Source organism: Paraburkholderia fungorum (genome assembly GCF_902833645.1).
Taxonomy (GTDB): Bacteria; Pseudomonadota; Gammaproteobacteria; order Burkholderiales; family Burkholderiaceae; genus Paraburkholderia; species Paraburkholderia fungorum.
Window position 1 is genome coordinate 442,294 of sequence record NZ_CADFGE010000003.1, and the last position, 25,591, is coordinate 467,884.

The window sequence follows — 25,591 nt, forward strand, 5'->3', positions numbered from 1 at the left end:
CAGCGCGCACAAATGCTTGTACGGGCGTGAAGTTCGATGGCAACGGCGTCGCGCTTCACGACCGCCGTACGTAAGGCACAAGGAAACGCCCGCTGCGGGACGATCCGCATGGTCCTGCTTCTCATCGCTGGAAAACTCGACCTTCTTGCGCTTAAACCAACGTCGCCGCCCCCTTACCCGGTGCGTTAAAAGAATAGCCATTTCCCGCAATTACAAACCGCAATTAACTTGATTAATGGAACAATTGGCACTTTATGAAATCACAATGAAAATTACCAAATTACTCATAACCCCATGCATAAAAATACTCAATCGGGTTGTAATTTTTCGAACCGTACGAAACGTGCAGCACTGGGCCGTCCAACGATAAATTGGCCTACAGGGGCAGCGAATTTCTGAATCCCCCCGTCGCGCCTCACGGAGCAATGAACCGGCGGCAGGCTTTCACTCTCTTTAATTTCGTCGATTTCCTAATTAAATTCTGCCGCTATCGAAATGATAGGAAAAAGAGATTGGATAAGGAAATGACTGAGCAATAGGATCACTCCGGTTTCCCCCTGAAACAGGAACTTAAAGTGAAAGTATTGAAGACACAGATTGCTGCAAGCATTTTCTCGATCGTCTCAGCAACGATGCTGGCTCAACCCGCGTACGCTGTGGATATGACCCAGGATAGCGGGTCACCGGTCGGCGACAACCAGAACTCCCAGACTGCCGGCCCCGAAGGTCCGGTTCTTTTGCAGGACTCCCATCTTATTGAGAAGTTGCAGCGCTTCGACCGCGAGCGCATACCCGAGCGCGTCGTGCATGCGCGGGGCACGGGCATCTTTGGCGAATTCGTGCCCACCACGGACATCAGCGCCCTGACCACTGCCCAGGTGTTCAAGCCTGGATCGAAGACCCCGGTGTTCGTTCGATTCTCGACAGTGATGGGCTATCGCGGCTCGCCCGAGCAGGCACGAGACCCGCGTGGTTTCGCTATCAAGTTCTACACGCAGCAAGGGAACTGGGACATGGTCGGCATCAACTGGCCGATCTTCTTCATTCGCGACGCCATCAAGTTTCCTGACTTTGTGCATGCGAACAAACCATCGGCAGTGACCGGCGTCCAGGATCCGAATCTGGCGTTCGACTTTTTCGCCCATACGCCCGAAGCAACCAACATGCTCACGCACCTCTACACAGACGAGGGCATGCCGGATTCGTATCGCCACATGGACGGCTACGGCGTGCACGCCTTCAAGTTCGTCAACGCGAAAGGTGAAGTTCACTACGTCAAGTTTCACTGGAAGAGCCGCCAGGGTATCCAGGGCATTCGCCCCCAGGATATCCCGCATTCGATCGGCGCGGACTGGAATCTGATGACCAATGACCTCTACAACTCGGTCAAGGCACATTCATACCCGCAGTGGGACCTTTACATCCAGGTCCTCTCGCCGAAGGATCTGGACAAGTTCGATTTCGATCCGCTGGATGACACGAAGGTATGGCCCACCTCCATCCCCGAACAGAAGGTGGGCACAATGACGCTCAACCGCGTTCCGGATAACTATTTCGAGTCCACGGAAGAATCGGCATTCGCGCCGTCGCGGCTCGTGCCCGGGATCGAGCCTTCAGAGGACCGAATGCTGCAGGGCCGCCTGTTCGCCTATGCCGACACGCAGATGTATCGCCTCGGCCCAAACTACAACCAGTTGCCGATCAACCGCCCCATCGTCCCGGTCTACAACAACAACCAGGACGGTCTCATGAACGAGGGAGATCGAAAAGGCGAGGTGAACTACGAGCCATCCGGAATCGCCGAAATCGCACAGCAGGATACGTACAAGTCCGTGCAGACGCCGCTGCAGGGAACGACCCAGCAAAAAGCGATTCACAAAACGCTCGACTTCCGTCAGGCCGGCGAGTACTACCGCACGCTGTCCGAGGCTGACAAGGCGGATCTGATCACGTCGCTCTCGGGCGACCTTGGCCGCGTAACCAACGACGCGAACAAGTACACGATGCTCTCGTACTTCTATAAAGCCGACACCGACTATGGCACCCGCCTCGCGCGGGCGATACACGCGGATGTCGCGCGCGTGCAGGATGCGGCGGCACACCTCAGCGACAACTAACGCACGCGGGGGCCTGCCGAGACAAGCCCCCGTCCGATTGAATCAGATTCCTTGCGGAGAAATGCAATGCGATGTTCATCTGCTACCCGGCGCCTTGTTCGGACCGTGGCGGCAACCGCCCTCAGCGCAATGGTCACGGCGAGTTGTGCGCATGTGTATCAGTCGGGCGCCTATTCGGCCGTGACGGCCACACCGAGTTACACCGAAGACTGGTTTGCCGCGGCGCGTGCGGGGCGCACGGATATTGTTCAGGCGTTGATCGATGCCCATTTCCCGCTCGAGACAACCACGCCCGAAGGTTATACCGCGCTGATCCTTAGCGCATACGACAATCACCCGGAGACCTTGAAGGCGCTCCTTTCTGCGGACGCCAACGCCTGTGCGGCCGACCGGCACGGCAATACGGCGCTGATGGGGGCGCTCTTCAAAGGCGAGACGAATATTGCAAAGATGTTGCTCGACACGCATTGCGACATCGATCAAACCAATAACGCGGGGGAAACGGCATTGTCGTTTGCCGCGCTATTCGGCCGACTCGATATGATTCCGGTACTCGTCGCACACGGCGCCAACGCGAATCATGTCGACGCGCGCGGCGGGACCGCGCTGCAAATGGCGATCGCACAACACAATCCGGCTGCTGAGCAAGCGCTACGCCGAGTCGGCGCGACACACTGAGACCTGGGCGATGCGCCGCATTTCACGGCGCATCGCCTATTAGCAGAACAGGTGATCGCGACACCGCACAAGCTCGCCTCCCCATCCGGCCATTCGCCGATCACGCCCGCTTCAGGAGCGCGCTATCGACCGGCAACGCCCGAACCCGCGTGCCGACAGCATTGGAGATCGCGTTGCAGATCGCGGCCATGGTCGGCGGCACACCCGGTTCGCCGACACCGCCGGGCGGCGCAGCGCTCGGCACGATATACACGTGAGTTTCCGGCACGGAGTCGATCCGGGCGACACGATAGTCTGTGAAGTTCGACTGATCGGCTGCGCCGCTACTGAACGTCAGTTCGCTGTATAGCGTATTGCCGAGTGCCATGACCACCGCGCCCTCGAACTGCGCGATCACGCGATCGGGATTCACGATACGTCCGCAGTCGATTGCCAGATCGACACGCGTCACGCGCACCGAGCCATCGTCGGCCACCTGCACCTGCGCGACTGCGGCGACGTACGTCAGAAAGCTGCGGTGAACGGCGATACCCCGCCCATGACGAGCCGGCAACGCGGCGGACCAGTTCGACCGCACCGCCGCCGCGCGGACCACTGCGGCAAAGCGCGCGGTATCGATCGGATACTCGTCGATCGACGCGCCGTAGTTCGGATAGTCCACTCCCAGCGCATGCAGATCGACATGGCGCGGACTGCCCAGTAGCGCGAGCAAATGCTGCACCGGATCCTGGCCTGCAGCAGCGGCGAGTTCGTCGACGAACGAGCCTTGCGCGAAGCCGTGCGGAATGTTGTACACCGAGCGATACCAACCGATACGTGTATGCGCCTGCGCCGCCCCGTTTTCGCACTGCACGTTGGCGACCTCATAGGGCATGTCGGTCACACCCTGCCCCAGTTCGCCCGCCGAACCATAGACCACATCTGGTGTGAACGTCGAACCGATCGAGGGGAACACGCTCCGGTGCAACCACGCAATCGTCCTGCCCTGCGCGTCGAGTCCGCCTTCCATGTGCTGCGCGCACACCGCATGGAAGTAGTCGTTACGTATGTCGTCCTCGCGCGTCCACGTCAGCTTGACGGGTGCACCGACTTCGCGCGCCAGGAACGCGGCCTCGGCCACATAGTCCGGTTTCGACTTGCGGCCGAAGCCGCCGCCGAGCAACGTGACGTTGATCGTCACAGCCTGCTCTTGCAGGCCGAGCACCTGTGCGACGGTCGTGCGCGCTTGCTGCGGATTTTGCGTCGCGGTCCAGACCTCGACTGCGCCGTTTGCAAACGATGCAGTCGCAGCGAGCGGCTCCATCGTCGCATGCGCCAGATGGGGCACATAATAGTCTGCCGATACGTGTTTTGCAGCGTTTTTCAACGTGCCTGCGGTATCTCCATTGTTGCGCACGACCTTCCCGGGCTGCCGCGCGGTGTCTTCAAGCGCCTTGCGATACGCCCCGCTATCGTACGTGCCGTTCGGCCCGAGGTTCCATTCGAGCTTCAGCTTCTGGCGCCCTTGCATGGCGGCCCACGTGTTGGTCGCGATCACCGCGACGCCGCCGAGCGGCTGGAAGCCTGCGGGTAGCGGCGCGGCAGGAATGCGCACCACGCGAAGCACGCCCGGCACCTTCGTCGCTTCAGTCGAGTCGACGCTTTTGAGTGTTGCACCATACACAGGCGACCGTTCGACCGACGCATACGTCATACCGGGCAACACGACATCGATGCCGTACGTCGCGCGGCCATGAACGATATCGTCGAGATCGACGATCGGCAGCGACTTGCCGATATAGCGCCACAGGTCCTCACTTTTCAACTGCAGCGTGTCGCGGCCGGGCACCGGCAGATGTGAGGCTGCCTGCGCGAGCGCGCCGTATGACAGGCGCCGCCCGCTCGCCGGATGCACCACGTGGCCGGGCTCGGTCCGGCAACTCGCCGGGCTGACGCGCCATTTCGAAGCGGCGGCGGCCACCAGCATCTGCCGCGCGGAACCGCCTGCCTCGCGCAGTGGCTGGAAGAACTGGCGGATACTGCGCGAGCCATCGGTATTCTGGTCGCCGTACTTCGCATCGCCTTGCGCCTGCACCACCTTGACGGTGTTCCAGTCGGCGTCGAGTTCGTCGGCGAGGATCATCGCGAGGCTGGTGCGGATGCCGGTGCCCATCTCGGAACGATGCACAACCAGCACGATCTCACCAGTCGGCGCGACCGACACATAGACGTTCGGCGCAAACACTGTTTTGACGCTGCTTGCCGAGGCGAGCGGGCTTGCCGCAAACGCCGTTGCTGTGCCGCCGACATACAGGCCGAGCACCACCCCGCCTGCCAGGGTGCCCTTCAGTACCCGGCGCCGGCTCAGATTGACGATCTCGCTCATTACGCCTGCTCCGCTGCGGCCTTGATGGCAACCTTGATGCGTTGATAGGTGCCGCAGCGGCAGACATTGCCGGACATCGCTTCGACGATCTGCTCGTCGCTCGGCTTCGGCGTCTGTTTGAGCAGCGACGCAGCCTGCATCATCTGGCCAGGTTGGCAGTAGCCGCACTGCGGAACATTCGCGGCTTTCCACGCTCGCTGCACGGGATGCTCGCCGCCGTTCCCCAAGCCTTCGATCGTCGTCACGGGCTTGCCTTGTGCGTCCGCCAGCGACGTAACACACGAGCGCACCGCCACGCCATCCAGATGTACGGTGCACGCGCCGCATGCACCTACGCCGCAGCCGAACTTGGTGCCATGCAGCCCCAGCAGGTCACGTACCGCCCATAGCAAGGGCATGTTCGCGTCGGCGTCGACGTTGTGATGAACGCCATTCACAATCAGTTCCATCGGTTCACTCCTTGTTTGTCGACGCGCGTCACACTCGCGGGCGCTGCCTCGCGATCGCCTTACCTGCGCACGCCGTTCATGCTCTGGCCTGATAGGCCTTGCACCATCCGGCGCCACTCACCTGCTTCGCGCCGAACAGCGCGCAGAGCGCGTTGGCGTCAGCTGGCTTGCCCTGGTAGAACTGGCAGTTCGCGCAGCGCTGGTTGTCGCTGAAATGCGGATATTTCGTGCGGTCGACCTGGTTTGCATTGGCCTTGTACCCGAGCGCCTGCGCAGCGGGATCGCTCTCCTGAAGCTGAGAAGGCGCCGCCCACGCGTAGCGACCGGTGATCGCGAGCGCTGTGGCGCCGATTGAATGGATCAGGAAGGTGCGTCGATGGGTTCGCATGTCGGATGGCACCTCGTCAGGCTAACTGCACGCGGCGCGGCGGCGCCATAAACTCCGGCCCAATGGGGTCCTTGACGAACTGCGCGACAATCGCGTCGATCTGCTCGAAGGCCTTCTCGTCGAGGCGCCAGCCGAACACGTCTTCAATCCCGTCGAGTTGCGCCGGACGACGCGCACCCCACAGCGCGATCGTCGGGCCGCGATCGAGCACCCAGCGCACCGCCAGCGCGAGCACCGACTTGTCGAAGTTCTCGCGTGCGAACACGTCCAGTGCTTTCACCGCCGCGACGTACTGCTCGCGACGCGGCTCGCAAAACTTCGGGTCGCGCTGGCGCAGATCGTCGCCCTCGAAGCGCGTGTCGACGCCGATGCGCCCGGCCAGCAGCCCGCGACAGAGCGCCCCATAGGCAAGCGCGACAAGCCCATGCTGTTTTGCATACGGCAGCACGTCACGGTCGATATCGCGCTCGAACAGGTTGTACGGCGGTTGCGTGGCCGACAGCGGCGCCACACGCCGGAACGCGTCCATTTGCGCAGGCGAGAAGTTGCTGACGCCCAGCGCCAGCACCTTGCCCTCCTTGCGCAGATCGTCGAGCACCGCAGCGGTCTGTTCGATCGGTACCAACGGGTCGGGCCAATGAACCTGATACAGATCGATGTAATCTGTCCGCAAGCGCCGCAGCGTATCCTCTACTTCCTGACGAATGCGCACCGGTGACGAGTTGCGGAACACCGCGCCATCCTGCCATTCCAAAGCGACCTTGGTCGCGATGACCGCCTTGTGCCGATAACCATCGGCCAGCGCTTTGCCGACAATCTCCTCCGAAGCGCCGAAGCCATACACTGGCGCGGTGTCGATCAGATTGACACCGCTATCGAGCGCCCGGCGGATTACCGCGATCGAGTCTTTCTCATCGGTGCCGCCCCACATCCAGCCGCCGATCGCCCAGGTACCGAGGCCGATGCGGGAGACGGGAGTCGTTAAACCTTCAATTGCGATTGTTTCGATAGTCATGTGAAGCTCTCTAATCAATGCACTACGTAAGGCACCACATCCGGGTCGAGTGCGATCTGACAAATGGCGGCGCGCCCCGCGGACGGGCAAGCGAGCCGATTATTTCAGCGGCATCCGGCGATCACAAGAAGGCACCTGACGGTTTCATACTTTCCCCATGGAAACTAATTGCTACGACAGCGCTTACGCGCAAGACAACCCGCAGAAAAAAACCGACGACCTGGCGCGGAACATCATCGAGCAGATCGCGGACAAGTGGACCATCCTCGTCATCGATGCACTCGGCACGCATGGCGAGATGCGTTTTTCGCGTCTGCGCGAAGTGGTGGAGGGTGTGAGCCAAAAGATGCTCACCAAGACACTGCGGCAACTCGAGCGTGACGGCCTCGTTACACGCTACGTGCATCCGGTGATCCCGCCGCGGGTCGACTATCAGCTAACGCCACTGGGGCGCAGCCTGCTCGACAAGATCTGCGGAATCTGGGACTGGGTCGAAATCCATATGGGTGAAATGGAATCAGCGCGACGCGAGTTCGATCGAGGCGAAAAGCGGGTCGATTACCTGCGTCCGCGTGACGCACCCAGCGCCTAGCGTCGCCGCCTTCATGCGAAGCCGAAGCTGACCGCCGCTGTCGAGCCGCCAGCAAGACCGCGAGAAATTACCCATAATTGCGCGCAATCTTCGAGCAACCGTTGGGACGTTTCATGAAAACAGCTTCTGGCGCACCGCAATCCCCGATCGCATTTCTGGCCGTCGCGCTGGCGTTCGCGATCAACATGATGGGTACGACGCTACCGACATCAATTTATCGGTACTACCAACTGCAGTTCGGTTTTTCGCCAACCGTCATCACCGTGATCTACGCCTCGTATGCAGCCGGGGTGCTGGGCGCACTACTGTTGATCGGCAACTGGTCCGATCAGCTGGGCCGTCGTCGCATGCTGCTGGCGGGTCTGTGTGCGTCGGCCGCCTCGGCGCTGACGTTCCTGCTCAGCGACGGACTAGCGCTTCTGATGCTGGGCCGCCTGCTGTCGGGAATCTCTGCCGGCATCTTCACAGGAACCGCCACCGTCGCCGTGATCGAGCTCGCGCCACCCGCGTGGCGCGGCAAAGCCATGCTCGCGGCCACGGCGTCCAATATGCTCGGGCTGGGTTGCGGTCCTTTGCTAAGCGGCATCCTCGTCGAACTATTTCGCAGGCCGATGCAGTTGCCCTATGTGGTGCATCTGGCGCTTGTCGGCGTCGCCGCACTCGCCGTTTTCAGCGTGCCGGAGACTGCCACGACTCCCCCGCGGGTAAAGCTCGGCATCCAGAAAATTTCGCTTCCAGCCGAGGTACGCCGTGCGTTCATCCCCGCCGCGCTGGCCGGGTTTGCCGGTTTTGTCGTGGTGGGATTCTTCGCTGCGGTCGCCCCTCAACTGATTCGGGGCGTGCTCGGCTTTCACAGCGGCATCGTGACCGGATCCATTGTGTTCCTGCTGTTCGCGTGCTCCGCCCTCGGACAGATCGTGCAGACGATCATTGCTGCCCGGTGGCGGCAAGCGGCCGGCTGCATCGGACTCGTCGTGGGGCTGATGTGTGTCGGTCTGTGCGTGCCGGAGCGCTCGCTCGGCGCGCTTTTAATCGGCACCGCTCTCGCGGGAATCGGGCAAGGCATCAGCTTCCGAGCGGGGTTAGGCGAGATCGCGTCCGCGGCGCCTGCGCACCGGCGAGCGGAAGTCACGTCCAGCTTTTTCGTGGTGCTCTATGTGGCGATTTCGCTCCCCGTGATCGGCCTTGGCATCGCCGTGCAACTCGCCGACATTCAACGCGCGACGCTGCTCTTTGTCGGCCTGACGATCGTCCTTGTTCTCATCGCGCTGCTCCTGCTGATACGCGGACAGGTGAAGCGGGAACGGGACGCCGCAGCAATCGGTGACTGAGCACGACGCTCTTCCGCGCGAGGCGAGGCCGCCGGCACATCACGCTCAGGCGCTTTCCAGGGCCGGCAGCAGCGCCGGCGCACTCGTGAGGAAGGCGCGCACGTGCATCGCAATCACCGCGTCGCTAGGCGTGGTGTTGTCGTTCGAATAGATACGGCGGCGAATTGCAAGGTGGGATACCGCGCCGTGCAGCAGCCAGCCGACCTCGGTCAGATGAGCCGGATCGGCCGGTACGCCGCGTCCCAATTCGTGCGCCGTCTCAGTGACGATGATCTCGAGCGCATGGGTCACAACGGCGTTCGTGTACGTCGGCGCCATTTGTAAGTCTTCAAGTGACGAGTAAAGGAACAGGCGAAGCCACTGCCGCGTCAGCAGCGTGTCGTAGTACTCGCGGTAAAAAGTATTCAGCCTGCTTTCAAGGGGCACACTGCGGTCTTTCAACTGAACAAACCACATCGCCTTGAAGGTTCCCACAATCTCGCGCTTGTAAACTTCGTCGATCAACGCGGCCTTGCTAGGGAACAGGCTATACAGCAAACGTTGCGACACGCCGCAAGCCTCGGCAATCGCGCGCGTCTGCGCGTTCAGGCCGTGCTCGGCGAAATATTCGGCGGCCTTCTCCAGCACGCGCGCCTGACGCTCGGCACGCGGCAGACGCTGCGGTGCTTTCTTCATCGGCCGCCTGGTCGGCGCGCGACCCGCCGCGGTCTTGCTGCCCGGCTCTGCAACATCCTTGGATTTGGCCTTCATAACGCTCCCGTGTCCATCGATTTCTAAAATAAGTCTTCACATGACGACTTATGGTTTGGTAGAGTATATCGTCCGGGTACGCGGAAGAGTCTCGCCAGGCACCCGGACGCAGCCATCCATTATCTCAGGCTGCCGCGAACCGAGCTCCATCTTTGATTGCCGACGACCGCAAACCGCTCAATCCGAAGCGTTTGAGCGCCTGTCGCACAAACCGGATTCCGTTTTCCGCCCATGTCTTTGTCAAGCCGCCAGCCAGTCATCATCGCGCTGATCGTCGCCAGTGCCTATTTCATGGAGAATCTGGATGCGACGGTGATCGCGACCGCCCTGCCCCACATGGCCGCCACATTCGGCGTCACGTCCGTGAGCCTGAGTATCGGCATGACGGCCTATCTGCTGGCGCTCGCGGTTTTCATTCCAATCAGTGGATGGGTGGCGGACCGCTTTGGGCAACGCTCGGTGTTCGGTGGCGCGATCATCGTGTTCACCGGCGCCTCCATACTTTGCGGGCTGAGCAACGGCCTCGTCGAATTCACCATTGCGCGAATCCTGCAGGGAATCGGCGGCGCGATGATGGTGCCGGTAGGCCGCCTCGCCGTGCTACGCAGCACCGAAAAGCGTCACCTGATGCGCTCGATAGCCTACATCACGTGGCCCGGCCTCGCCGCACCGGTGTTAGGTCCGGCGTTGGGCGGCTTTATCTCGACCTATTTCAACTGGCGCTGGATCTTCCTGCTAAACATACCGATCGGTTTGCTGGGTCTGGTGCTCACCGTCCTGTTCATTCCGAACTACCGCGAACCCACTCGCCGCCCCTTCGATGTGTCGGGGTTCGTGCTGAGCGGTATCGCGCTGACTTGCCTGATGTACGGCATGGTCCTGATCGGGCAACTGCATAGCGACTGGCGCATCACGACCGCCGCGCTGATCTGCGGCTTTGCCGCCGCAATCCTGGCGATACGGCATTTCGGCCGCGCCGACCATCCCCTGATCGATCTTTCGCCCTGGCGAATTCCGACGTTCCGCGTGACCCTCGACGGCGGCTCGTTGTATGTCGTATCGGTTAGCGTCTCCCCCTTCCTGTTACCGCTGCTGTTCCAGCTCGGCTTCGGGATGAATGCGTTTGCTGCGGGTTTGCTGGTGCTCGCGTACGCGGCCGGCAATCTGGGCATGAAGACCGTCACCACGCCGATCCTCAAACGCTTTGGCTTTCGCAAGGTCATGATCGTCAACGGAATGCTTACCGCCGCGACCATTGCTTTGTGCAGCCTGCTTGCGCCGGACACGTCGCGCGCGCTGATCATGCTGGTGCTGCTGGTTGGCGGGCTGTGCCGGTCGATGCAATTCACGAGCATCAACACGCTCGCGTTCGCGGACGTCCCACCGGCGCGGATGAGTTCTGCGAGCACATTCTTCAGTATGGTCCAGCAGATGACCATCGGCCTCGGCATCGCATTTGGCGCGATCGCGCTACACGTTGCGGTCCTGGTTCATGGCAATCACGCACAGCTCTCGCTGGCCGATTTCCGCCTGGCCTTCCTGCTAGTGGCTGTGCTGGTGCTGTTCTCGGTCCTCTACTTTATCGGCATAGAACCGGATGCAGGCCGGGAGGTGAGTGGCCATAGGCGGGCCGCATCGCGATAGCGCCGAATTGAACCGTGTGATTCCGCATGCCGTGATGGGCATCACCGCCAAAGTTGAACAGAGAGATAGTCCGTGCAGGAAAAAAGCGTTACCCCGCGCCCAGGACGACCGGCCGCCTCGACTGGTGTCTTGCCAGTAGTAGACGCAGCGGTCGCCCGTAGCGCCTCGCAACAGATGTTGATTCTCGTCGGCATTTGCATCGCCGTGCTCGTGCTGCCGCTGAATTTCGGCGGTGCGGCCGTGTCCGCGCCGTCCATCGGCACCGCCCTGGGAGGCAGTCCGGTGGCGGTCAACTGGATTCTCAACGCCTTCATGCTGAGCTTCGGCAGCAGTCTGATGGCCTCGGGAGCGCTTGCCGACCTGTTCGGACGAAAGCGTGTATTCGCCATTGGCGTGGTGCTCTTCGCGTTGACGTCACTTGGGATCGCCGCGGCGCCGACCCTGTTGTGGGTCGATTTTCAGCGCGCGCTACAGGGCATTGCCGCCGCGTTTGTGCTGGCCGGTGCGTCGGCAGCACTCGCACAGGAGTTCGACGGACCTGGGCGCGCCCGCGCGTTCAGCATGCTCGGCACCACCTTCGGTATCGGCTTGGCGCTTGGCCCACTACTCGCCGGGTTTCTCACGGAGACGTTCGGTTGGCGTTCGTTCTTCCTGGTCGATGCCGCCATCGGCTTGGCCGGATTTGCACTCGGCGTTCCGAAGCTAAGAGAATCGTACGACCCGAGTGCCACGGGTCTCGATTGGCCTGGCGCCGCCAGCTTCACCGCCGCGCTGACACTCTTCACGTTCGGGCTGTTGCAAGGCCCGGAAAGCGGCTGGGAGAGTCCTCTCATTATTGGATTGTTCTCAGGCGCCGTAGCGATGTTCATCGCGTTCGTCCACATCGAAAGGCGTGCTTCCCGGCCCATGCTCGACCTGTCGCTGTTTCGCTATCCGCGCTTCGTGGGTGTGCAGGCGCTCCCGCTAGCGACGGCATTTTGTTACGTTACGCTGCTTCTGGTCTTGCCTACGCGCTTTATCGGAATTGAAGGACATTCTGCGATCGACGCCGGCTTGATGATGCTCTCGCTATCGGCGCCGATGCTCTTTGTTCCTATCACGGCGGCACTGCTCACGCGATGGATGTCGGCCGGCGTCATTTCAGCGGCCGGCCTCATCATCGCGGCGCTCGGTATGCTTTGGTTCAGTGGCATCGCGCCTGACGCGCCATCCGGCAGCCTGCCACTTCCGCTGTTCATCATCGGAGTCGGAGCCGGTCTGCCGTGGGGCCTGATGGATGGCTTGTCAGTCAGTGTCGTTCCAAAGGAACGCGCGGGCATGGCAACCGGCATCTTCAGCACGACGCGTGTAGCCGGAGAGGGCATGACGCTCGCAATTGCCGGCGCGGTGCTGGCGGTCCTCACGCGTCTACGGCTATCCGACGCACTCGCAGCGTTCCCGTCCGTTTCGCGCGAGGCCGCCGCGCAAGCCGCCCAGCGCGTGGCAACCGGCGATCTCCCTCAGGCCATCGCTCTTCTGCCCGCGCTGGGGCAGCCCGTTCTCGCGCAGGCATACGACAGCGCATTCCGTATCCTGCTTCACATTCTCGTGGCGATCACACTGGCCTCCGCGCTCGTCGTGCTTGGATTTCTCGGTCGCACGCCATCCGCCACGAGCCCGACCGACGCCGGTCCCGCGCTTCTGGGCGGCGAAGGGGCGGTTGATTGAGAACACGTTCGAGGTGAATTGGCGATGCGTCATGCGCCCGCCTCGCGCCCCCGGTCTGTGACGTTTCCTCACAAAGTCAATATTTTTCGTGCATTGTCGTACCCTTGGTCAGGGCGCTTAATCATCCTCAAGAGGATTCCGTAACGCGTAAATCTGGAGGAAGCCATGGATCTCGGGCCGCGCAAACCTGCGATTTCCGATCGGTTGATGAAGCGGATCGCCTGGCGGCTCGCGCCGCTGATGATCGTGATGTACATCGCGAACCAGCTTGACCGCGCGAACATCGGCTATGCGGCGCTGACCATGAACGCCGAACTCCACATGACGACGGCGCAATACGGCTTCGCGGCAAGCCTGTTTTTTCTCGGCTATATTCTGTTCGAAGTGCCGAGCAATCTGTGCATGCATCGGTTTGGCGCGCGGCTGTGGATGACGCGCATTCTGCTCAGTTGGGGTCTGCTCTCCTCGCTGACGAGCTTCGTCCCTGACTCCCGCTGGCTTTATATCGCCCGCTTCTTTCTCGGCGCGTTCGAAGCCGGCCTGTTTCCGGGCATGGTGTATTACCTCACGCTGTGGATGCCGGCGCGCAACCGCGTATGGATGATGTCTCTGTTCGTGACAGCAATCCCGCTAACCGGCGTGCTCGGGGCACCGGTGTCCACCTGGCTGATGGCACATGCGAATGTGTTCGGCATCACCGGCTGGCGCGCAATGATTCTGCTGGAGGGGGTCCCTGCAATCGTCCTGGCCGGGATCGTCTATTTCCGGCTGACGGACGACCCGTCCCGCACGCACTGGCTTTCCGCTGCGGAAAAGAGCGAAATCGCCGCGGCGCTGGCTGCCGAACGGGCCGAGGCGGCGGCCACCACCTCGCCGTCGAGCGCCTGGAAAGCGCTCGGCAATCCGAAAGTCTGGGCGCTCGGTGTCGTCTACTTCGGCACCAACGCCGGCATCATCGGCCTGCTCTATTTCCTGCCGCAAGTCGTTAAAACGTTTGAAAGCACTTTCGGGGTGAAGTACAGCCTCGTGGATATCGGACTGATCACAGCGATTCCATTCGGCGTGGCCGTTGTCGCGACGCTCATCTGGGGCCGCGTCGTGAGTCGCCACCAGGTCGGCGCCTGGCACGTAGCCGGCCCGTTGCTGGTGTGCGCGGCCGCACTCTCGGTAGCCCTGCTGCTGAAATCTCCCTACCAATCGATCATTGCCCTTTCGATCGGCTCCGCGGCCTGCTTCTGCAGCATTACGACCTTCTGGCAATTGCCGAGTCGTATCCTCACCGATCGCGCCGCAGCGGCCGGCATCGCGCTAATCACAAGCATCGGGGTATCGTCAGGATTCTTGCTGCCCTATTTCATCGGATGGGTGAAGGATACGACCGGCACATTTATCCTCGCGTTTGTGGGCATCGCCATGACGATGGTGCTCGCCGCGATCACGGTCACGCTGCTCGAAACGCGTCGGCGAAAAATCAGCCGGCCGCAGCTTGCCAGTGAATAAGCGTGGCCGGCGCCTCGCTGTCCTTAGGACTATCATCGAGGGACCCATTGCCCATTTCCTTTCGCCAGCAAGGATTCTCGATGCGCCGCGGTGTCCCCAGTCTCAGTGCGCTGCAAGCTTTTGAAGCCGCCGCGCGCCATGAAAGTTTTTCGAAAGCCGCGATCGAGCTGTCGCAAACGCATGGCGCAGTGTGCAAAAAGGTCAACGAGCTCGAAGCTCATCTGGGCATCGCCCTGTTCGAGCGCGTGCGTCAGCGCCTGGTATTGTCCGCTGCTGGCGCAGAGTACGCGCGGAGAATTCGGGTTCATCTCGACCAGATTCGCCGGGATACGCTCGAGCTGATGCGCCAGCAAAGCGAAGTGAAGATCCAGTTGGCCGTCGGCGTCACGTTCGCGTCTCAATGGCTGATTCCGCGCCTGCGTGACTTCTACGAGTCCAACCCGGACCTGCAACTTCATATCATGGGGCGCGACCAGCCGACGTTCTTCGACAATTCAAGCTTCGATGCCGCGATCTATTTCGGGCAGAGCTTATGGCCCGCTATGCCCGGACAACCGCTTGTGAGCGACGATAAGATTCTGGCTGTCTGTGCGCCCGGGTTGAGCGGCGGGCACGATAGCCTGAGCAGTGAAAAGATCAGTGCGCTGCCCTGGATCCACACCCGCGATCTTCCGCGCGCGTGGCTTGCATGGTCCGAAAGCGCGTCCACGCAGCTCACCGAACATCGTGCGGCGGACCAGCATTACGACATGTTCATCATGGCAATCAACGCCGCGATTTCAGGACTGGGCGTGGCCTTGCTTCCGCGCATCCTGATTGAACGGGAGCTGCGCAGCGGTGCACTCGTCCAGGTGCATCCTCATTCGATCCCGAATCCGGAGACTGTCTACTACTCATTTCCCGAGCAGAAACGTGACTGGGAGCCGCTTAAACGCTTCGATCGATGGCTATGCGCCGCCGTGCGCGACTATCGCGAAGGCTGCCGGCTCGACCGAACGGCAGCCTTCGAAGCGACGCTTGCGCCAAACTGAGGCCAGCGGTATGAGCACGTCCGTGTTCAAGCGAGTTCGCGCAGATCAGGGCTGTCGCGCAGGAGTTGCTGGTAGAGCCCCTGGAAGCTGAGCCACGCGACGTAGTCGGACCCCAGTTGCGCGTGCGTGGTCCGCGCGTCCTCGTCCGATAGCGGCTCAATGGGACCCGCCGCCTCGGCCAGCAACTGCACCTGGCAGCAACGCTCCATTGCAATGAAACGGTACGCCGCGGCGTCGACCGATGAACCGACAGTCAGCAAGCCATGATTGAGCAGAACGGCGGCGCGCTTGGTGCCCATTGTCTGCGCGATTCGGCGACCCTCTTGAGTGGCGAGCACGACCACGTCGCCTCGGAACAGGACATGATCGTCGTAGAAGAGACAGGCTTCCTGATTGAGCGGAGCAAGAAGCCGTGCGCGCGCTGAAAACGCGCGGCCGGAAGGCGTGTGTGTATGGGCTGCGGCAACGACGTTCGGATTCGCGCCGTGGATGCCGCAGTGAATCGCCGCGGCAGCGGCGTTGACGGGTCCGGTCCCATGATAAACGTTGGCATCCTCGTCGATACACACGAGATCGTCGGGGTGGATGGACGAAAAATGCTGTGCGTACGGATTGACCCAGAACCGGTCGTGAAACTCCGGGTCGCGCACCGTGATATGCCCGGCTATGCCTTCGGCCAGTCCGAATCGCGCAAAGATGCGAAATGCCGCAGCCAGTTTGAGCTTGCGATGTTGCCGTTCATCGTCGAGGCTGGCGAATACCGGCGGCTCCGGCAAGCGCCCGCCGATTGGTTTCGGAATGTGCAACTCGCGGACTTCCGCATGGCCCATGACTTACTCCTTGGTGCTGGTCTGAGCCTTGATTTTCGTGTGCATAGACGACACCGTCCATCGACGATTTGTCACAAGGTCGCTTCTTGCGCTCACACGCGCCGCCTCGTGATTCGACCGTGGTGTCCAGATACGCAAGGAAGCGTCCGGCGCCGGGTCATGAAACATGGTGTACATGAAAATTCAATCGCAAGTGTTTCGGTAGTCATGCGATACTCGTTTTTTGACAAACCGAGCCCAAGTCGGATGCTGTCCGATTAACTGAGGCCTGCTGATTACCCACCAGGTCGACATACACGTCAGCCACATCAGGCAACCACCAAACACCTCGCGGCCCCACACTTTCCCCATGGAAACACATTGCGACGATGCGCTTTGCGCCGACGAAAACGCGCAAAAGAAAACCGATGATCTTGCGCGCGACATCATCGAGCAGATCGCCGATAAGTGGACCATTCTGGTGATCGATGCACTTGGGACTGACGGCGAGATGCGTTTTTCACGCCTGCGCGAACACATCGGTGGCGTCAGTCAGAAGATGCTCACGAAGACGTTGCGCCAACTCGAGCGCGACGGCCTGGTTTCGCGCCACGTGCATCCGGTGATACCGCCGCGTGTCGACTATCGGCTGACACCGCTGGGAAGCAGCCTTCTGGACAAAATCTGCGGAATCTGGGATTGGGCGGAAAGTCACATGAGCGAAATGGAAGCGGCGCGGCTGCAGTTCGATCGCGGAGAAAAGCGGGTAAACACCTCGCGCTCACCCAACGGAGCGACTCTTTAGACCGCGAGGTTGAAACTTGTGAGTTGTGAAGGCGCGCGGCGCTTTGATGCCGACGCTTTGCTCTTACGGCGCCGCGGCGATCTCGGCCATGATCTCGTTGAGCCGCCCTGCCGAATGCAAAATCTCGGCCATCGTCGCCCCGGTGTCGCGATTCAGGCTGTGCGCTTGCGTCGTGCCGGCGGGACTGTCCACTCCCCGCCCTCCTCAACGTGTTCCGTCAGCTTGTCGATGCAGTGAAACAGCACTCGCTTTTCCTCCGTTGACAGAACGGACATGAGCTGCTCGTCGAACATTTTGCCGATCCGATCGCACTTGCTGACGATCGTCTTGCCCTTCCTGGTCAAGTTCAGGTTGATGACGCGTGCATCCGTCGTGCCGGTAGAACGCGTCAGTAAGCCACGGTTGGCTAGCGTGGTCACCAGCTTTGAAACCAGCGTCTTCTCAAGATATGTCAGCTCGATGAGCGGACCGAGAGAGATACCCGGCTGCATACCGACGAAGCGCAGCACGCGCAAATCGCGCAGGGTGACATCGCATTCGGCTTCGTAAAGGCCAGACGCCACGCCCTTGGCCAACTCACTGAGTACGTCGAGGCGAAAATTCAGATGCTCCAGTCTTGGATACGGCGCCTTCGACATGCTGTTCTCCTATTCCCATACTCTGATTTAGCTGCACACCACAACTTTTGAATTTTACGCGTTTCCCGCACGGAACTTATCACCGTATGGCAACATCGCCAGATGTCCTCTGCCCGCGGCATGAATCTTCTGATGTAGCCACGTTGGTACGACACATCAACTTTTAGCCGATTCTCGCACCGACTCAAAATCCCAAGTTCCTTTCAACGGCCCTTCGCCGACGACCATGGCGTTTAGCCCTGATGTAGTGCGTGGCCGATTTCGTTGTGCCCGCTGCACCTTCCTTGCGCGCATCCGCACTCTTTCCGACCATGGTAGTGGGTTCACGTCGGCTTGAAAATACCCGATTCGCGCTTGCATACAGGGTTTTCGATCGATGGCATGCTTTATGCAATTCCAATCAATGTGAATATTTCAATTGTTGCGATTTGCATCTATATGTCGTCGGCAACCGACGAATCCAGCAACAAAACTCCCCGGTCGAGTCCTTCCAGATCGTCGACAAACCGTGTGCCCACTCTGCCCTGAGCGGTCACGCAAACCAAGAGAAGTGATTCAGGTTCAGCACGAGGATCAGCATGTCAGTTCAATTAGCGTTGCGAAACATTCGAAAATCCTTCTCCGGCAAACATGGATCGGTCGATGTGCTGGGTGGCTTGTCGTTCGACATCAACGAACGGGATTTCGTCAGCATCATCGGCCCGTCGGGCTGCGGCAAGACGACCGTGTTCAACGTGATCGCCGGCCTCCTGGAACCCGACAGCGGCGAGATCGTCTATCGAGGGCAAGCGGTGACCGGCTTGCGCGGCAAAGTCGGCTACATGATGCAGCGTGACCTGCTGTTGCCGTGGCGCACCGTATTGCAGAACGTCCTGATCGGTCCCGAGTTGTCCCGCATGCCGGCTGCGCAAGCGCGCGAAACGGCAATGGAATACCTGAACACCTACGGCCTCGCGGGTTTCGAAAATGCCTATCCGCGCATGCTGTCCGGTGGCATGCGCCAGCGCGTCGCGCTGATCCGCACCTTGATCAATGATCCCGACATCATCCTGCTCGATGAGCCGTTTTCGGCGCTCGACTATCAGACCCGGCTGTATCTGGAAGGCGTGCTGATGGAAGCGGTCGAGACGTTCCACAAGACGGTCGTACTGGTCACGCACGACATCGACGAAGCAGTCGCGCTATCGAAGCGTGTGGTGGTACTGGGCGGACGGCCTTCGCAAGTCAAGAAGGTCTATGACATCGAGATCGGCGCGCGCACGCCGATCGGTGCGCGCAGCGATCCGAACTTTTCTGGTTACTTTCACGCGCTGTGCGCGGAACTCGATATCCAGACCGAGGTGAAGGCAGCATGAACCATTCCGCATCCATCAATAGCACGAAAGTGTCGGCGCCACGCAACGAGACGCATTCGCGCCCCATTCTGAATACCGGATGGGGACGCACAGTCCTGCAGCTCGTCGCCGTGATTGCATTCTTTGCGATATGGGAAGGCGCCGCGCGGCTTGGCTGGGTATCCAACTTCCTGGTCGGCTCGCCGACGAAAATCTACGACGCTCTCGCTCGCTCCGCTGAATCAGGCGACCTCTTCGTCGATATCGGCTACACCATGTTCGAAGCGATGCTCGGCTTTCTGTTCGGCACGGCGGTCGGCTCGGTCTGCGGCCTCGCGCTATGGTATTCGCCATTCGTCGCACGACTGATCGAGCCGTTTATCGTCGCGATCAACAGCGTGCCGAAGATCGCCTTCGCCCCGATTGTGATTCTCTGGTTCGGCACTGGATTGGTTTCGAAAGTTGCGCTGGCAATTTCGCTGACAGCGATCGTCGCGCTGATAGCCGCTTACGAGGCGGCGAAAGAAGCCGATCCTGATCTTCAGGCGCTGCTCGTCACGCTCGGTGCGAACAAAAACGACGTGTTCCTGAAGGTCGTTATCCCGTTCACGCTGCCTTACGTGATCTCGACGTTCCGCATCAATATCGGCTTTGGTCTGGTGGGCGCAGTGGTGGGGGAATTCATTTCGTCAGAGAAAGGGCTCGGCCACATGATCTTTACCGCCTCGAGTCTTTACGACCTGAACACCGTGTGGGCCGGCCTCTTCGTGCTGATGGCGATCGGCTTCGTGTTGTATTTCCTGATTGACCTGGTCGAACGCAAGCTGCTGCCGTGGCGACAGATATCGAATGCACCGACGCTACGGGTTTGACGCCATCGCCACTCAAGCTCGAATTGTTTGCTTTTTGCCCGTCAATCTAACCTTTCTCTGGACCTGAAAAATGGCAATCCTTGCAAGAAAAATGCTGGTTGCTTTGACAACAGCAGTCGCAGTTTCGGCCGCCACCATCGCAACGCCCGTCCTCGCCGCCAACAAAAAAGCCGTTATTTCGCAGGCTTTCCAGTCGATGCTGTATCTGCCCCTTTACGTCGCCATCGACGGCGGTTTCTTCACCAGGGAGGGGCTGGACGTGACAAAGCAGACTGCGGGCAGTCCGAGCGCGGCGTTGTCGGCAGTATTGTCGGGAAGTGCGGACTTCTCGCTGCATGGTCCCGAATGGACCGCGGTCGCCGCCGAGAAAGGCGCGGATGTCGATGTGATCGCCAACGTTGTGAACGGCGCGGCGGTGTGGATCGTCACTACGCCGGATAGCAAATTCACCGGTATCAAGGACGTGAAGGGCCAGACAGTCGTGTCGGGACAAATGCCGACGACCAGCACGTCGCTGTTCTTCAAGTTGCTGAAAGAGAACGGCATGTCGCCCGCTGACGTAAAACTATCCCAGGTACCGCTCGGCTCCGAGATCGGTCCGCTGGTTGCCGGCCAGTCCAAGGTTGCGGTGATGTATGAACCCGGCCTTGATCAGGCCGTTGCCAGAGGCATGAAGGTGGTGCTCGGCTTTCCGAAGTTGTACGGCGAATACGCATTCTCGTCCATCTCGGCGAAGAGGAGCGTGGACCCCGATGTGGCGGCGCGGTTCGTGAAAGGTATGGAACAGGCACTCGTCTTCATGCAGAACAATCCCACGGAAACCCTGGCGATCGCCCGCCGTGAGTTTCCAGGCCTCGATCCGGAGATCGTCAACGCTGCGGTGAAGCGCATGTTGAACGAAGGCGTATATCCGAGGAACGTCGACATCACCCCGAAAGCGCTGACGGTGGCAATGGATACGCAGATCTCGCTCGGCAACTTGAAGCAGCAGCCGAATTACAGCACGTTCGTCGTGCAGAACTACATTCATCAAGCACTAGCCGCAAAATGAACCATTCTTCCCCCTCCCCCACCATCCGCGAAATCCGCGACGCGATCCGCGCGGGAACCCGCACCATCGATCAGACTGTCCAGCAGGCATTTGATGCGGCACAACGGCTGCAACCCGAGTTGCAAGCGTTCATCCATCTGCCGGCGGCGCCGGTAATCAATCGCGCCGCTCCCCACGCACCGCTCGCGGGCGTCCCTGTCGGCGTAAAGGATCTGATCGATACGGCCGACATGCCCACTGCGTACGGGTCGCCGGCCTACGAAGGCCGCAGGCCCGACAAGGACGCATGGGTGGTCGCCCGTTTGCGCGAAGCCGGTGCCACGGTGCTCGGCAAAACGGTCACCACCGAATTCGCCTGGCGTCAGCCAGGCGCCACGACCAACCCGTGGAACAGCAATCACACGCCTGGCGGTTCATCGAGCGGCTCGGCCGCGGCCGTTGCGGCCGGCATCGTACCGCTCGCGCTCGGCACGCAGACGTTCGGATCGGTCATCCGCCCCGCCGCGTATTGCGGTGTGGTTGGGGTAAAGCCGAGCTACGGCACGATTGCGCGGACCGGCGTGTTGCCGTTGTCAGGGTCGCTCGATCATCTTGGCGTTTTCACCACCAATGTCGCCGATGCAGTTCATGTGCTGTCGGTTCTGGCGGGGAGCGATGCGGACGATCCCCACCCCTCGCATACCGGTCGCCAGAGAAAAGACCCGGGCGACGCGGCGAAGCGGCCGCCACGTATCGGCGTGTTGCGCGAGCAGATCGGCGGGGCGATCGATAAAGCGCAGCAACACGTGCTGAATCAGCTCGCCTTACGTTTGCGAGCTGACGGCGCAGAAATCGTCGGTGCGGACGTGCCGGCCGAACTGTTCGACGCTGCCCGGCATGCTTCGATCCTCGTCGCAGTTGAAGCAGCGCTGGTACACGGCGAACTGATAGATCGTTCACCTGATCTTGTCAGCGCGCCGATCAAGGCTCTGGTCGCGGAAGGCCGGGCATTGCCCGCGACCGAGTATGCGAAAGCGAAGGCATTGCAGGTACAGATGGCGCTTCGCTTCGACCGGTGGCTCACCGAAGAAGCCGGACTGGATGCGCTGCTGGTAGCGCCGGCATCGGGCGAGGCGCCCCGCGGGCTCGACTATACGGGCGACGCGGCGTTCTGCGCACCCTGGACTTTCCTCGGCGTGCCGGCGGTGACGTTACCGGTGAACTTCGGTCCGGCGGGGCTGCCGCTTGGCGTGCAACTGGTCGGGGCGGGTCAGCACGATGCCGCGTTGCTGTCGCTTGCCGAGTGGGTGGAAGGCAGAACCGGCTGGAACATCGCGGTTGCGTCTCGCTGAGGCCGGCTTCGTTGTGCACAACAGTATCAAGTGATCATGCGAAAGCCGTAGCGGCTGAGCGGGTAGTGAAGTTCGATTGAGGGTTTGAGGAAATATGTCTGCAGAATTTTTAAATCCGGTGCGGGGCATCCGCGGGATGGCGGTGACACCCCATGCGCTGGCGTCGCAAAGCGCGCTCGCGATCCTGCGCGACGGCGGCAATGCCGTCGAGGCGATGATTGCCGCCGCGGCGACCATCGCAGCGGTGTATCCGCATATGAACAGCATCGGCGGCGACGGCTTCTGGTTGATTTCGCGGCCGGGCGAAGAGCCCGTCGGCATCGAGGCATGTGGAGCGGCGGCATCAGCGGCGACGATCGACGCCTATCGCGCACGCGGCCTGCAATCGATTCCGTTTCGCGGACCGCTGGCGGCGAATACGGTGGCCGGCACAGTGTCGGGTTGGGCGTTGGCGCATCAGTGGTCCACTGACACGCTCGGCGGCAAGCTGCCGGTCGCACGGCTGCTGGAAGACGCGATCGCCTACGCAGGCGGCGGTATTCCAGTCACGCGCAGTCAGTCCGAATGCGTCGCGCTCAAACGGCAGGAACTCGAATCGGTCGCGGGGTTCGCACAGACGTTTCTGACGGGTGACGACCCGTCCGGCGTGCCGGCTGTCGGCGACCGCTTTGTCCAGCCGCGCCTCGCCGCGACACTCGAGCGCCTCGCCCACGCTGGTCTCGACGACTTCTACCGGGGCGACCTCGCCCGCAGCATCGCGGCCGACCTGCGCGCCCTCGAAAGTCCGCTGTCGCTAGCCGACCTCGAACGGCATCGCGCAAGGCTGCGCACGCCGCTGGCACTCACGCATTCGCTCGGCACGATCTACAACATGCCACCGCCCACGCAAGGGCTTGTCTCGCTGCAGATTCTCGGTGTGCTTGACCGTGTCTTGCGCGACGATATGGATCCGCTCGGCCCGGAGTACGTCCACGCGTGCGTGGAGGCAACCAAGCTCGCGTTCGCCATCCGCGACAAGCACATCACCGACCCGGATTACATGGACATCGATCCGCAGGCGTTGCTCGCGCCGCCTGTGCTCGACGCCATGGCCGAGCGGATTTCGATGTCCGCGGCGGCCCCATGGGGTCGCGGTCTCGGACCGGCCGACACAGTATGGCTCGGCGTGATCGACGCCGACGGCGTAGCCGTCAGCTTCATTCAGAGCATTTATCACGAGTTCGGCAGCGGCCTCGTGCTTGCGGATTCGGGCATCAACTGGCAAAACCGCGGCTGCAGCTTCTCGCTCGATCCGTCTGCGCGCAATCCGCTAACGCCGGGACGACGGCCGTTTCACACGCTGAACCCGGCACTCGCGCGCTTCAATGACGGACGCACGATGGTGTACGGAAACATGGGCGGCGACGGCCAGCCCCAATCGCAAAGCGCCGTGTTTTCGCGCATCGCGCATTTCGGCTGGAATCCGCAAGCCGCGATCGATGCGCCTCGCTGGCTGCTGGGCCGGACTTGGGGGCGAAGCAATGAATCACTCAAGCTCGAGGCGCGGTTTCCCGCCAATACATTCAACGTGCTGCGCCGTCTCGGCCATGAAGTCGAACAGATGCGGCCATACGACGAAGCAATGGGCCACGCCGGCGCGATCCTCCGGCACGGCAACGGATGTCTGGAGGCTGGCTTCGACCCGCGCAGCGACGGAGCCGCGGCTGGCTGGTAGGCGCATCCGCTAGACAGCGGGCGGCCGCGCCGCCCGCACCTTTTCTGAACCAATAACCCGCGAGCGTTCGCGCCCGCGGCAAGGACGGCGCACGTCCGTCCATCTGTCGATCTTTCAATCCAGAGCGGAGAAGCACCTTGAACACCCCCACGCAATCACTGAAAGGCGCCGCCTCACCCGCCGCGCAAACAGCCGGGTATACCCGCTGGATCCAGCTCGGACTCGGCCTTGTTTGCATGATGACGATTTCGAGTCCGCAATATGTATGGACGCTGATGACGAAGCCTCTCATGGCCAAACTCGGCATCGCGCTGCCGGAACTGCAGGTGACATTCTCACTGCTCGTGCTGCTGCAAGCATTTTTCTCACCATTCCAGGGCGCTCTGATCGATCGTTTCGGGCCGCGCCGGCTGATCTCGATCGGTACGTTGCTGGCAGGCCTCAGCTGGGTGCTCGCTTCGTACGCGCACAGTACGTCGATGCTGTACCTCACGTATGGCTGCGTCGGCGGTCTCGGCACCGGCATCGTCTACGTCGGCGTGGTGGGATTCGTGGTTCGCTGGTTTCCCGATCGACGCGGTTTCGCCGCCGGCGTAGCGGCCGCAGGCTACGGCATGGGCGCCATTGTCACCACCTTTCCAATCTCAGCCTCGCTGGCAACGCACGGTGTCGAATCCACGCTGTGGCTGTACGGCATCGTCTTCGCAGCGGTCGGTCTCCTCGCCTCGCAGGGTCTGCGGGTACCGCCTGCGGCGGACAGTATCGGCTCGGCCGTATCCCGGACAGCGGTCGCGACGCGCGACTACCGCCCATCCGAGATGCTCAGGACGCCGCTCTTCTGGCTGATGTTCCTGATGATGACGATGATGTCTACCTCGGGCCTCATGGTCACGTCGCAGATGGCAAGCTTCGCCGCCGACTTCGGGGTCAGCAAGGTGCTGGTCTTCGGGCTCGCCGCACTGCCGCTGGCACTGACGATCGACCGCTTCACGAACGGCCTGACCCGTCCGCTGTTCGGCTGGATCTCGGATCGCCTGGGGCGCGAAAACACGATGTGCTTCGCGTTCGCGCTGGAAGGTGTGGCGATGGCGCTCTGGCTGCTGACGCGCGACAACGCGGTTCTGTTCGTCTTGCTGTCCGGCGTGGTGTTCTTCGGTTGGGGCGAAATTTTTTCGCTGTTCCCTTCGACCCTGACCGATACGTTTGGTACCCGCTATGCCACCGCCAACTATGGATGGCTTTACATCTCGTTCGGCATCGGCTCGATCTTCGGCGGGCCGCTGGCCGCACTGCTGCATCAGCATACCGGCAGCTGGGTGCCGGTGTTCGGCTGTGCGATTGTGCTCGACCTGAGCACTGCCGCGCTTGCGATGTTCATGCTGAAGCCGAAGCGCGCGCGCTTTGCTGCAAACGTGCACCGATGATCGGCGATTTCTATCGGTTGCGCGGGTCATTTTCGATTATCTCCAC

Annotated in this window: 23 protein-coding genes; 15 read left to right on the forward strand and 8 right to left on the reverse strand. The window is 61.3% G+C overall.

What is annotated here, in order from left to right; translation table 11 throughout:
• The first annotated feature begins 632 nt into the window (after positions 1-632).
• Both HWX91_RS13160 and HWX91_RS13165 read left to right on the forward strand, forming a co-directional pair.
• Positions 633-2,117, forward strand: coding sequence for a catalase (locus HWX91_RS13160; protein ID WP_102857561.1), 1,485 nt, complete (start codon positions 633-635; stop codon positions 2,115-2,117).
• Positions 2,118-2,183: 66 nt separating this feature from the next.
• On the forward strand, positions 2,184-2,795 hold the full coding sequence (locus tag HWX91_RS13165) for an ankyrin repeat domain-containing protein (protein ID WP_028194170.1): 612 nt from the start codon (positions 2,184-2,186) through the stop codon (positions 2,793-2,795).
• A gap of 100 nt (positions 2,796-2,895) precedes the next feature.
• Here HWX91_RS13165 and HWX91_RS13170 read toward each other — a convergent pair whose 3' ends face one another.
• The 4 genes from HWX91_RS13170 to HWX91_RS13185 form a co-directional block, all read right to left on the reverse strand.
• Positions 2,896-5,160, reverse strand: coding sequence for a xanthine dehydrogenase family protein molybdopterin-binding subunit (locus tag HWX91_RS13170; RefSeq protein ID WP_028194171.1), 2,265 nt, complete (start codon positions 5,158-5,160; stop codon positions 2,896-2,898).
• Entirely contained in the window at positions 5,160-5,609 is a 450-nt protein-coding gene (locus tag HWX91_RS13175; RefSeq protein ID WP_028194172.1) for a (2Fe-2S)-binding protein, read from the reverse strand. The genes HWX91_RS13170 and HWX91_RS13175 overlap by 1 nt, the downstream gene beginning before the upstream one ends.
• A 76-nt stretch (positions 5,610-5,685) precedes the next feature.
• Positions 5,686-5,997 carry a high-potential iron-sulfur protein gene (locus tag HWX91_RS13180; protein WP_028194173.1) on the reverse strand — a complete coding sequence of 104 codons (312 nt, stop codon included), beginning with the start codon at positions 5,995-5,997 and terminating at the stop codon, positions 5,686-5,688.
• 16 nt (positions 5,998-6,013) lie between these two features.
• Complete coding sequence (locus HWX91_RS13185; protein ID WP_028194174.1) at positions 6,014-7,012, reverse strand: aldo/keto reductase; 999 nt, start codon at positions 7,010-7,012, stop codon at positions 6,014-6,016.
• Positions 7,013-7,169: 157 nt separating this feature from the next.
• On the opposite strand from HWX91_RS13185, the gene HWX91_RS13190 reads away from it, so the two are divergent.
• Positions 7,170-7,604 (forward strand): winged helix-turn-helix transcriptional regulator, encoded by a 435-nt coding sequence (locus tag HWX91_RS13190; protein ID WP_028194175.1) that lies wholly within the window; start codon positions 7,170-7,172, stop codon positions 7,602-7,604.
• Positions 7,605-7,717: 113 nt separating this feature from the next.
• Positions 7,718-8,935 (forward strand): MFS transporter, encoded by a 1,218-nt coding sequence (locus tag HWX91_RS13195; RefSeq protein ID WP_028194176.1) that lies wholly within the window; start codon positions 7,718-7,720, stop codon positions 8,933-8,935.
• A gap of 45 nt (positions 8,936-8,980) precedes the next feature.
• On the opposite strand, the gene HWX91_RS13200 is transcribed toward HWX91_RS13195, so the two are convergent.
• The gene (locus HWX91_RS13200; RefSeq protein ID WP_028194177.1) at positions 8,981-9,685 is read right to left on the reverse strand and encodes a TetR/AcrR family transcriptional regulator; all 705 of its coding nucleotides are present in this window, start codon (positions 9,683-9,685) and stop codon (positions 8,981-8,983) included.
• A 231-nt stretch (positions 9,686-9,916) separates the two neighbouring features.
• Between HWX91_RS13200 and HWX91_RS13205 the strand changes: the two genes are divergently transcribed.
• From HWX91_RS13205 to HWX91_RS13220, 4 genes are all read left to right on the forward strand, one after another.
• Positions 9,917-11,329 carry a DHA2 family efflux MFS transporter permease subunit gene (locus HWX91_RS13205; RefSeq protein ID WP_028194178.1) on the forward strand — a complete coding sequence of 471 codons (1,413 nt, stop codon included), beginning with the start codon at positions 9,917-9,919 and terminating at the stop codon, positions 11,327-11,329.
• Between the two features lie 129 nt (positions 11,330-11,458).
• The gene (locus HWX91_RS13210; RefSeq protein WP_244144064.1) at positions 11,459-13,036 is read left to right on the forward strand and encodes an MFS transporter; all 1,578 of its coding nucleotides are present in this window, start codon (positions 11,459-11,461) and stop codon (positions 13,034-13,036) included.
• Between the two features lie 165 nt (positions 13,037-13,201).
• Positions 13,202-14,536 (forward strand): MFS transporter, encoded by a 1,335-nt coding sequence (locus tag HWX91_RS13215; protein ID WP_028194179.1) that lies wholly within the window; start codon positions 13,202-13,204, stop codon positions 14,534-14,536.
• A gap of 2 nt (positions 14,537-14,538) precedes the next feature.
• Positions 14,539-15,567, forward strand: a complete 1,029-nt coding sequence (locus tag HWX91_RS13220) for a LysR substrate-binding domain-containing protein (RefSeq protein WP_127837970.1) — start codon at positions 14,539-14,541, stop codon at positions 15,565-15,567.
• A 26-nt stretch (positions 15,568-15,593) separates the two neighbouring features.
• Here the strand turns inward: HWX91_RS13220 and HWX91_RS13225 are convergent, their stop codons facing one another.
• On the reverse strand, positions 15,594-16,397 hold the full coding sequence (locus tag HWX91_RS13225) for a class II aldolase/adducin family protein (protein WP_028194180.1): 804 nt from the start codon (positions 16,395-16,397) through the stop codon (positions 15,594-15,596).
• 349 nt (positions 16,398-16,746) lie between these two features.
• Between HWX91_RS13225 and HWX91_RS13230 the strand changes: the two genes are divergently transcribed.
• Positions 16,747-17,181: a winged helix-turn-helix transcriptional regulator gene (locus HWX91_RS13230; protein WP_042273668.1), complete on the forward strand. Its 435-nt coding sequence runs from the start codon at positions 16,747-16,749 to the stop codon at positions 17,179-17,181.
• A 63-nt stretch (positions 17,182-17,244) separates the two neighbouring features.
• On the opposite strand, the gene HWX91_RS41060 is transcribed toward HWX91_RS13230, so the two are convergent.
• On the reverse strand, positions 17,245-17,373 hold the full coding sequence (locus tag HWX91_RS41060) for a hypothetical protein (protein ID WP_255246768.1): 129 nt from the start codon (positions 17,371-17,373) through the stop codon (positions 17,245-17,247).
• Positions 17,334-17,819 (reverse strand): MarR family winged helix-turn-helix transcriptional regulator, encoded by a 486-nt coding sequence (locus tag HWX91_RS13235; protein ID WP_030099172.1) that lies wholly within the window; start codon positions 17,817-17,819, stop codon positions 17,334-17,336. The genes HWX91_RS41060 and HWX91_RS13235 overlap by 40 nt, the downstream gene beginning before the upstream one ends.
• A 578-nt stretch (positions 17,820-18,397) precedes the next feature.
• On the opposite strand from HWX91_RS13235, the gene HWX91_RS13240 reads away from it, so the two are divergent.
• From HWX91_RS13240 to oxlT, 6 genes are all read left to right on the forward strand, one after another.
• Positions 18,398-19,174 carry an ABC transporter ATP-binding protein gene (locus HWX91_RS13240; protein ID WP_028194182.1) on the forward strand — a complete coding sequence of 259 codons (777 nt, stop codon included), beginning with the start codon at positions 18,398-18,400 and terminating at the stop codon, positions 19,172-19,174.
• Positions 19,171-20,025: an ABC transporter permease gene (locus HWX91_RS13245; RefSeq protein ID WP_028194183.1), complete on the forward strand. Its 855-nt coding sequence runs from the start codon at positions 19,171-19,173 to the stop codon at positions 20,023-20,025. Before HWX91_RS13240 ends, HWX91_RS13245 begins: the two co-directional genes overlap by 4 nt.
• Positions 20,026-20,095: 70 nt before the next feature.
• The gene (locus tag HWX91_RS13250; protein WP_028194184.1) at positions 20,096-21,076 is read left to right on the forward strand and encodes an ABC transporter substrate-binding protein; all 981 of its coding nucleotides are present in this window, start codon (positions 20,096-20,098) and stop codon (positions 21,074-21,076) included.
• Entirely contained in the window at positions 21,073-22,407 is a 1,335-nt protein-coding gene (locus HWX91_RS13255) for an amidase (RefSeq protein WP_028194185.1), read from the forward strand. Before HWX91_RS13250 ends, HWX91_RS13255 begins: the two co-directional genes overlap by 4 nt.
• Positions 22,408-22,501: 94 nt before the next feature.
• Positions 22,502-24,121 (forward strand): gamma-glutamyltransferase family protein, encoded by a 1,620-nt coding sequence (locus HWX91_RS13260; RefSeq protein WP_028194186.1) that lies wholly within the window; start codon positions 22,502-22,504, stop codon positions 24,119-24,121.
• A gap of 137 nt (positions 24,122-24,258) precedes the next feature.
• On the forward strand, positions 24,259-25,545 hold the full coding sequence (gene oxlT / locus HWX91_RS13265; RefSeq protein ID WP_028194187.1) for an oxalate/formate MFS antiporter: 1,287 nt from the start codon (positions 24,259-24,261) through the stop codon (positions 25,543-25,545).
• Positions 25,546-25,591 lie beyond the last annotated feature (46 nt).

Bases quoted from the DNA above. Each gene is read 5' to 3' on its own strand.
- HWX91_RS13230 (WP_042273668.1), top strand. From the start codon at position 16,747: ATGGAAACACATTGCGACGATGCGCTTTGCGCCGACGAAAACGCGCAA.
- HWX91_RS13190 (WP_028194175.1), top strand. From the start codon at position 7,170: ATGGAAACTAATTGCTACGACAGCGCTTACGCGCAAGACAACCCGCAG.
- HWX91_RS13170 (WP_028194171.1), bottom strand. From the start codon at position 5,160: ATGAGCGAGATCGTCAATCTGAGCCGGCGCCGGGTACTGAAGGGCACC.
- HWX91_RS13205 (WP_028194178.1), top strand. From the start codon at position 9,917: ATGTCTTTGTCAAGCCGCCAGCCAGTCATCATCGCGCTGATCGTCGCC.
- HWX91_RS13165 (WP_028194170.1), top strand. From the start codon at position 2,184: ATGCGATGTTCATCTGCTACCCGGCGCCTTGTTCGGACCGTGGCGGCA.
- HWX91_RS13235 (WP_030099172.1), bottom strand. From the start codon at position 17,819: ATGTCGAAGGCGCCGTATCCAAGACTGGAGCATCTGAATTTTCGCCTC.
- HWX91_RS13245 (WP_028194183.1), top strand. From the start codon at position 19,171: ATGAACCATTCCGCATCCATCAATAGCACGAAAGTGTCGGCGCCACGC.
- HWX91_RS13200 (WP_028194177.1), bottom strand. From the start codon at position 9,685: ATGAAGGCCAAATCCAAGGATGTTGCAGAGCCGGGCAGCAAGACCGCG.
- HWX91_RS13260 (WP_028194186.1), top strand. From the start codon at position 22,502: ATGTCTGCAGAATTTTTAAATCCGGTGCGGGGCATCCGCGGGATGGCG.
- HWX91_RS13185 (WP_028194174.1), bottom strand. From the start codon at position 7,012: ATGACTATCGAAACAATCGCAATTGAAGGTTTAACGACTCCCGTCTCC.
- HWX91_RS13180 (WP_028194173.1), bottom strand. From the start codon at position 5,997: ATGCGAACCCATCGACGCACCTTCCTGATCCATTCAATCGGCGCCACA.
- HWX91_RS13175 (WP_028194172.1), bottom strand. From the start codon at position 5,609: ATGGAACTGATTGTGAATGGCGTTCATCACAACGTCGACGCCGACGCG.
- HWX91_RS13240 (WP_028194182.1), top strand. From the start codon at position 18,398: ATGTCAGTTCAATTAGCGTTGCGAAACATTCGAAAATCCTTCTCCGGC.
- HWX91_RS13250 (WP_028194184.1), top strand. From the start codon at position 20,096: ATGGCAATCCTTGCAAGAAAAATGCTGGTTGCTTTGACAACAGCAGTC.
- HWX91_RS13225 (WP_028194180.1), bottom strand. From the start codon at position 16,397: ATGGGCCATGCGGAAGTCCGCGAGTTGCACATTCCGAAACCAATCGGC.
- HWX91_RS13195 (WP_028194176.1), top strand. From the start codon at position 7,718: ATGAAAACAGCTTCTGGCGCACCGCAATCCCCGATCGCATTTCTGGCC.
- HWX91_RS13255 (WP_028194185.1), top strand. From the start codon at position 21,073: ATGAACCATTCTTCCCCCTCCCCCACCATCCGCGAAATCCGCGACGCG.
- HWX91_RS13160 (WP_102857561.1), top strand. From the start codon at position 633: ATGCTGGCTCAACCCGCGTACGCTGTGGATATGACCCAGGATAGCGGG.
- HWX91_RS13215 (WP_028194179.1), top strand. From the start codon at position 13,202: ATGGATCTCGGGCCGCGCAAACCTGCGATTTCCGATCGGTTGATGAAG.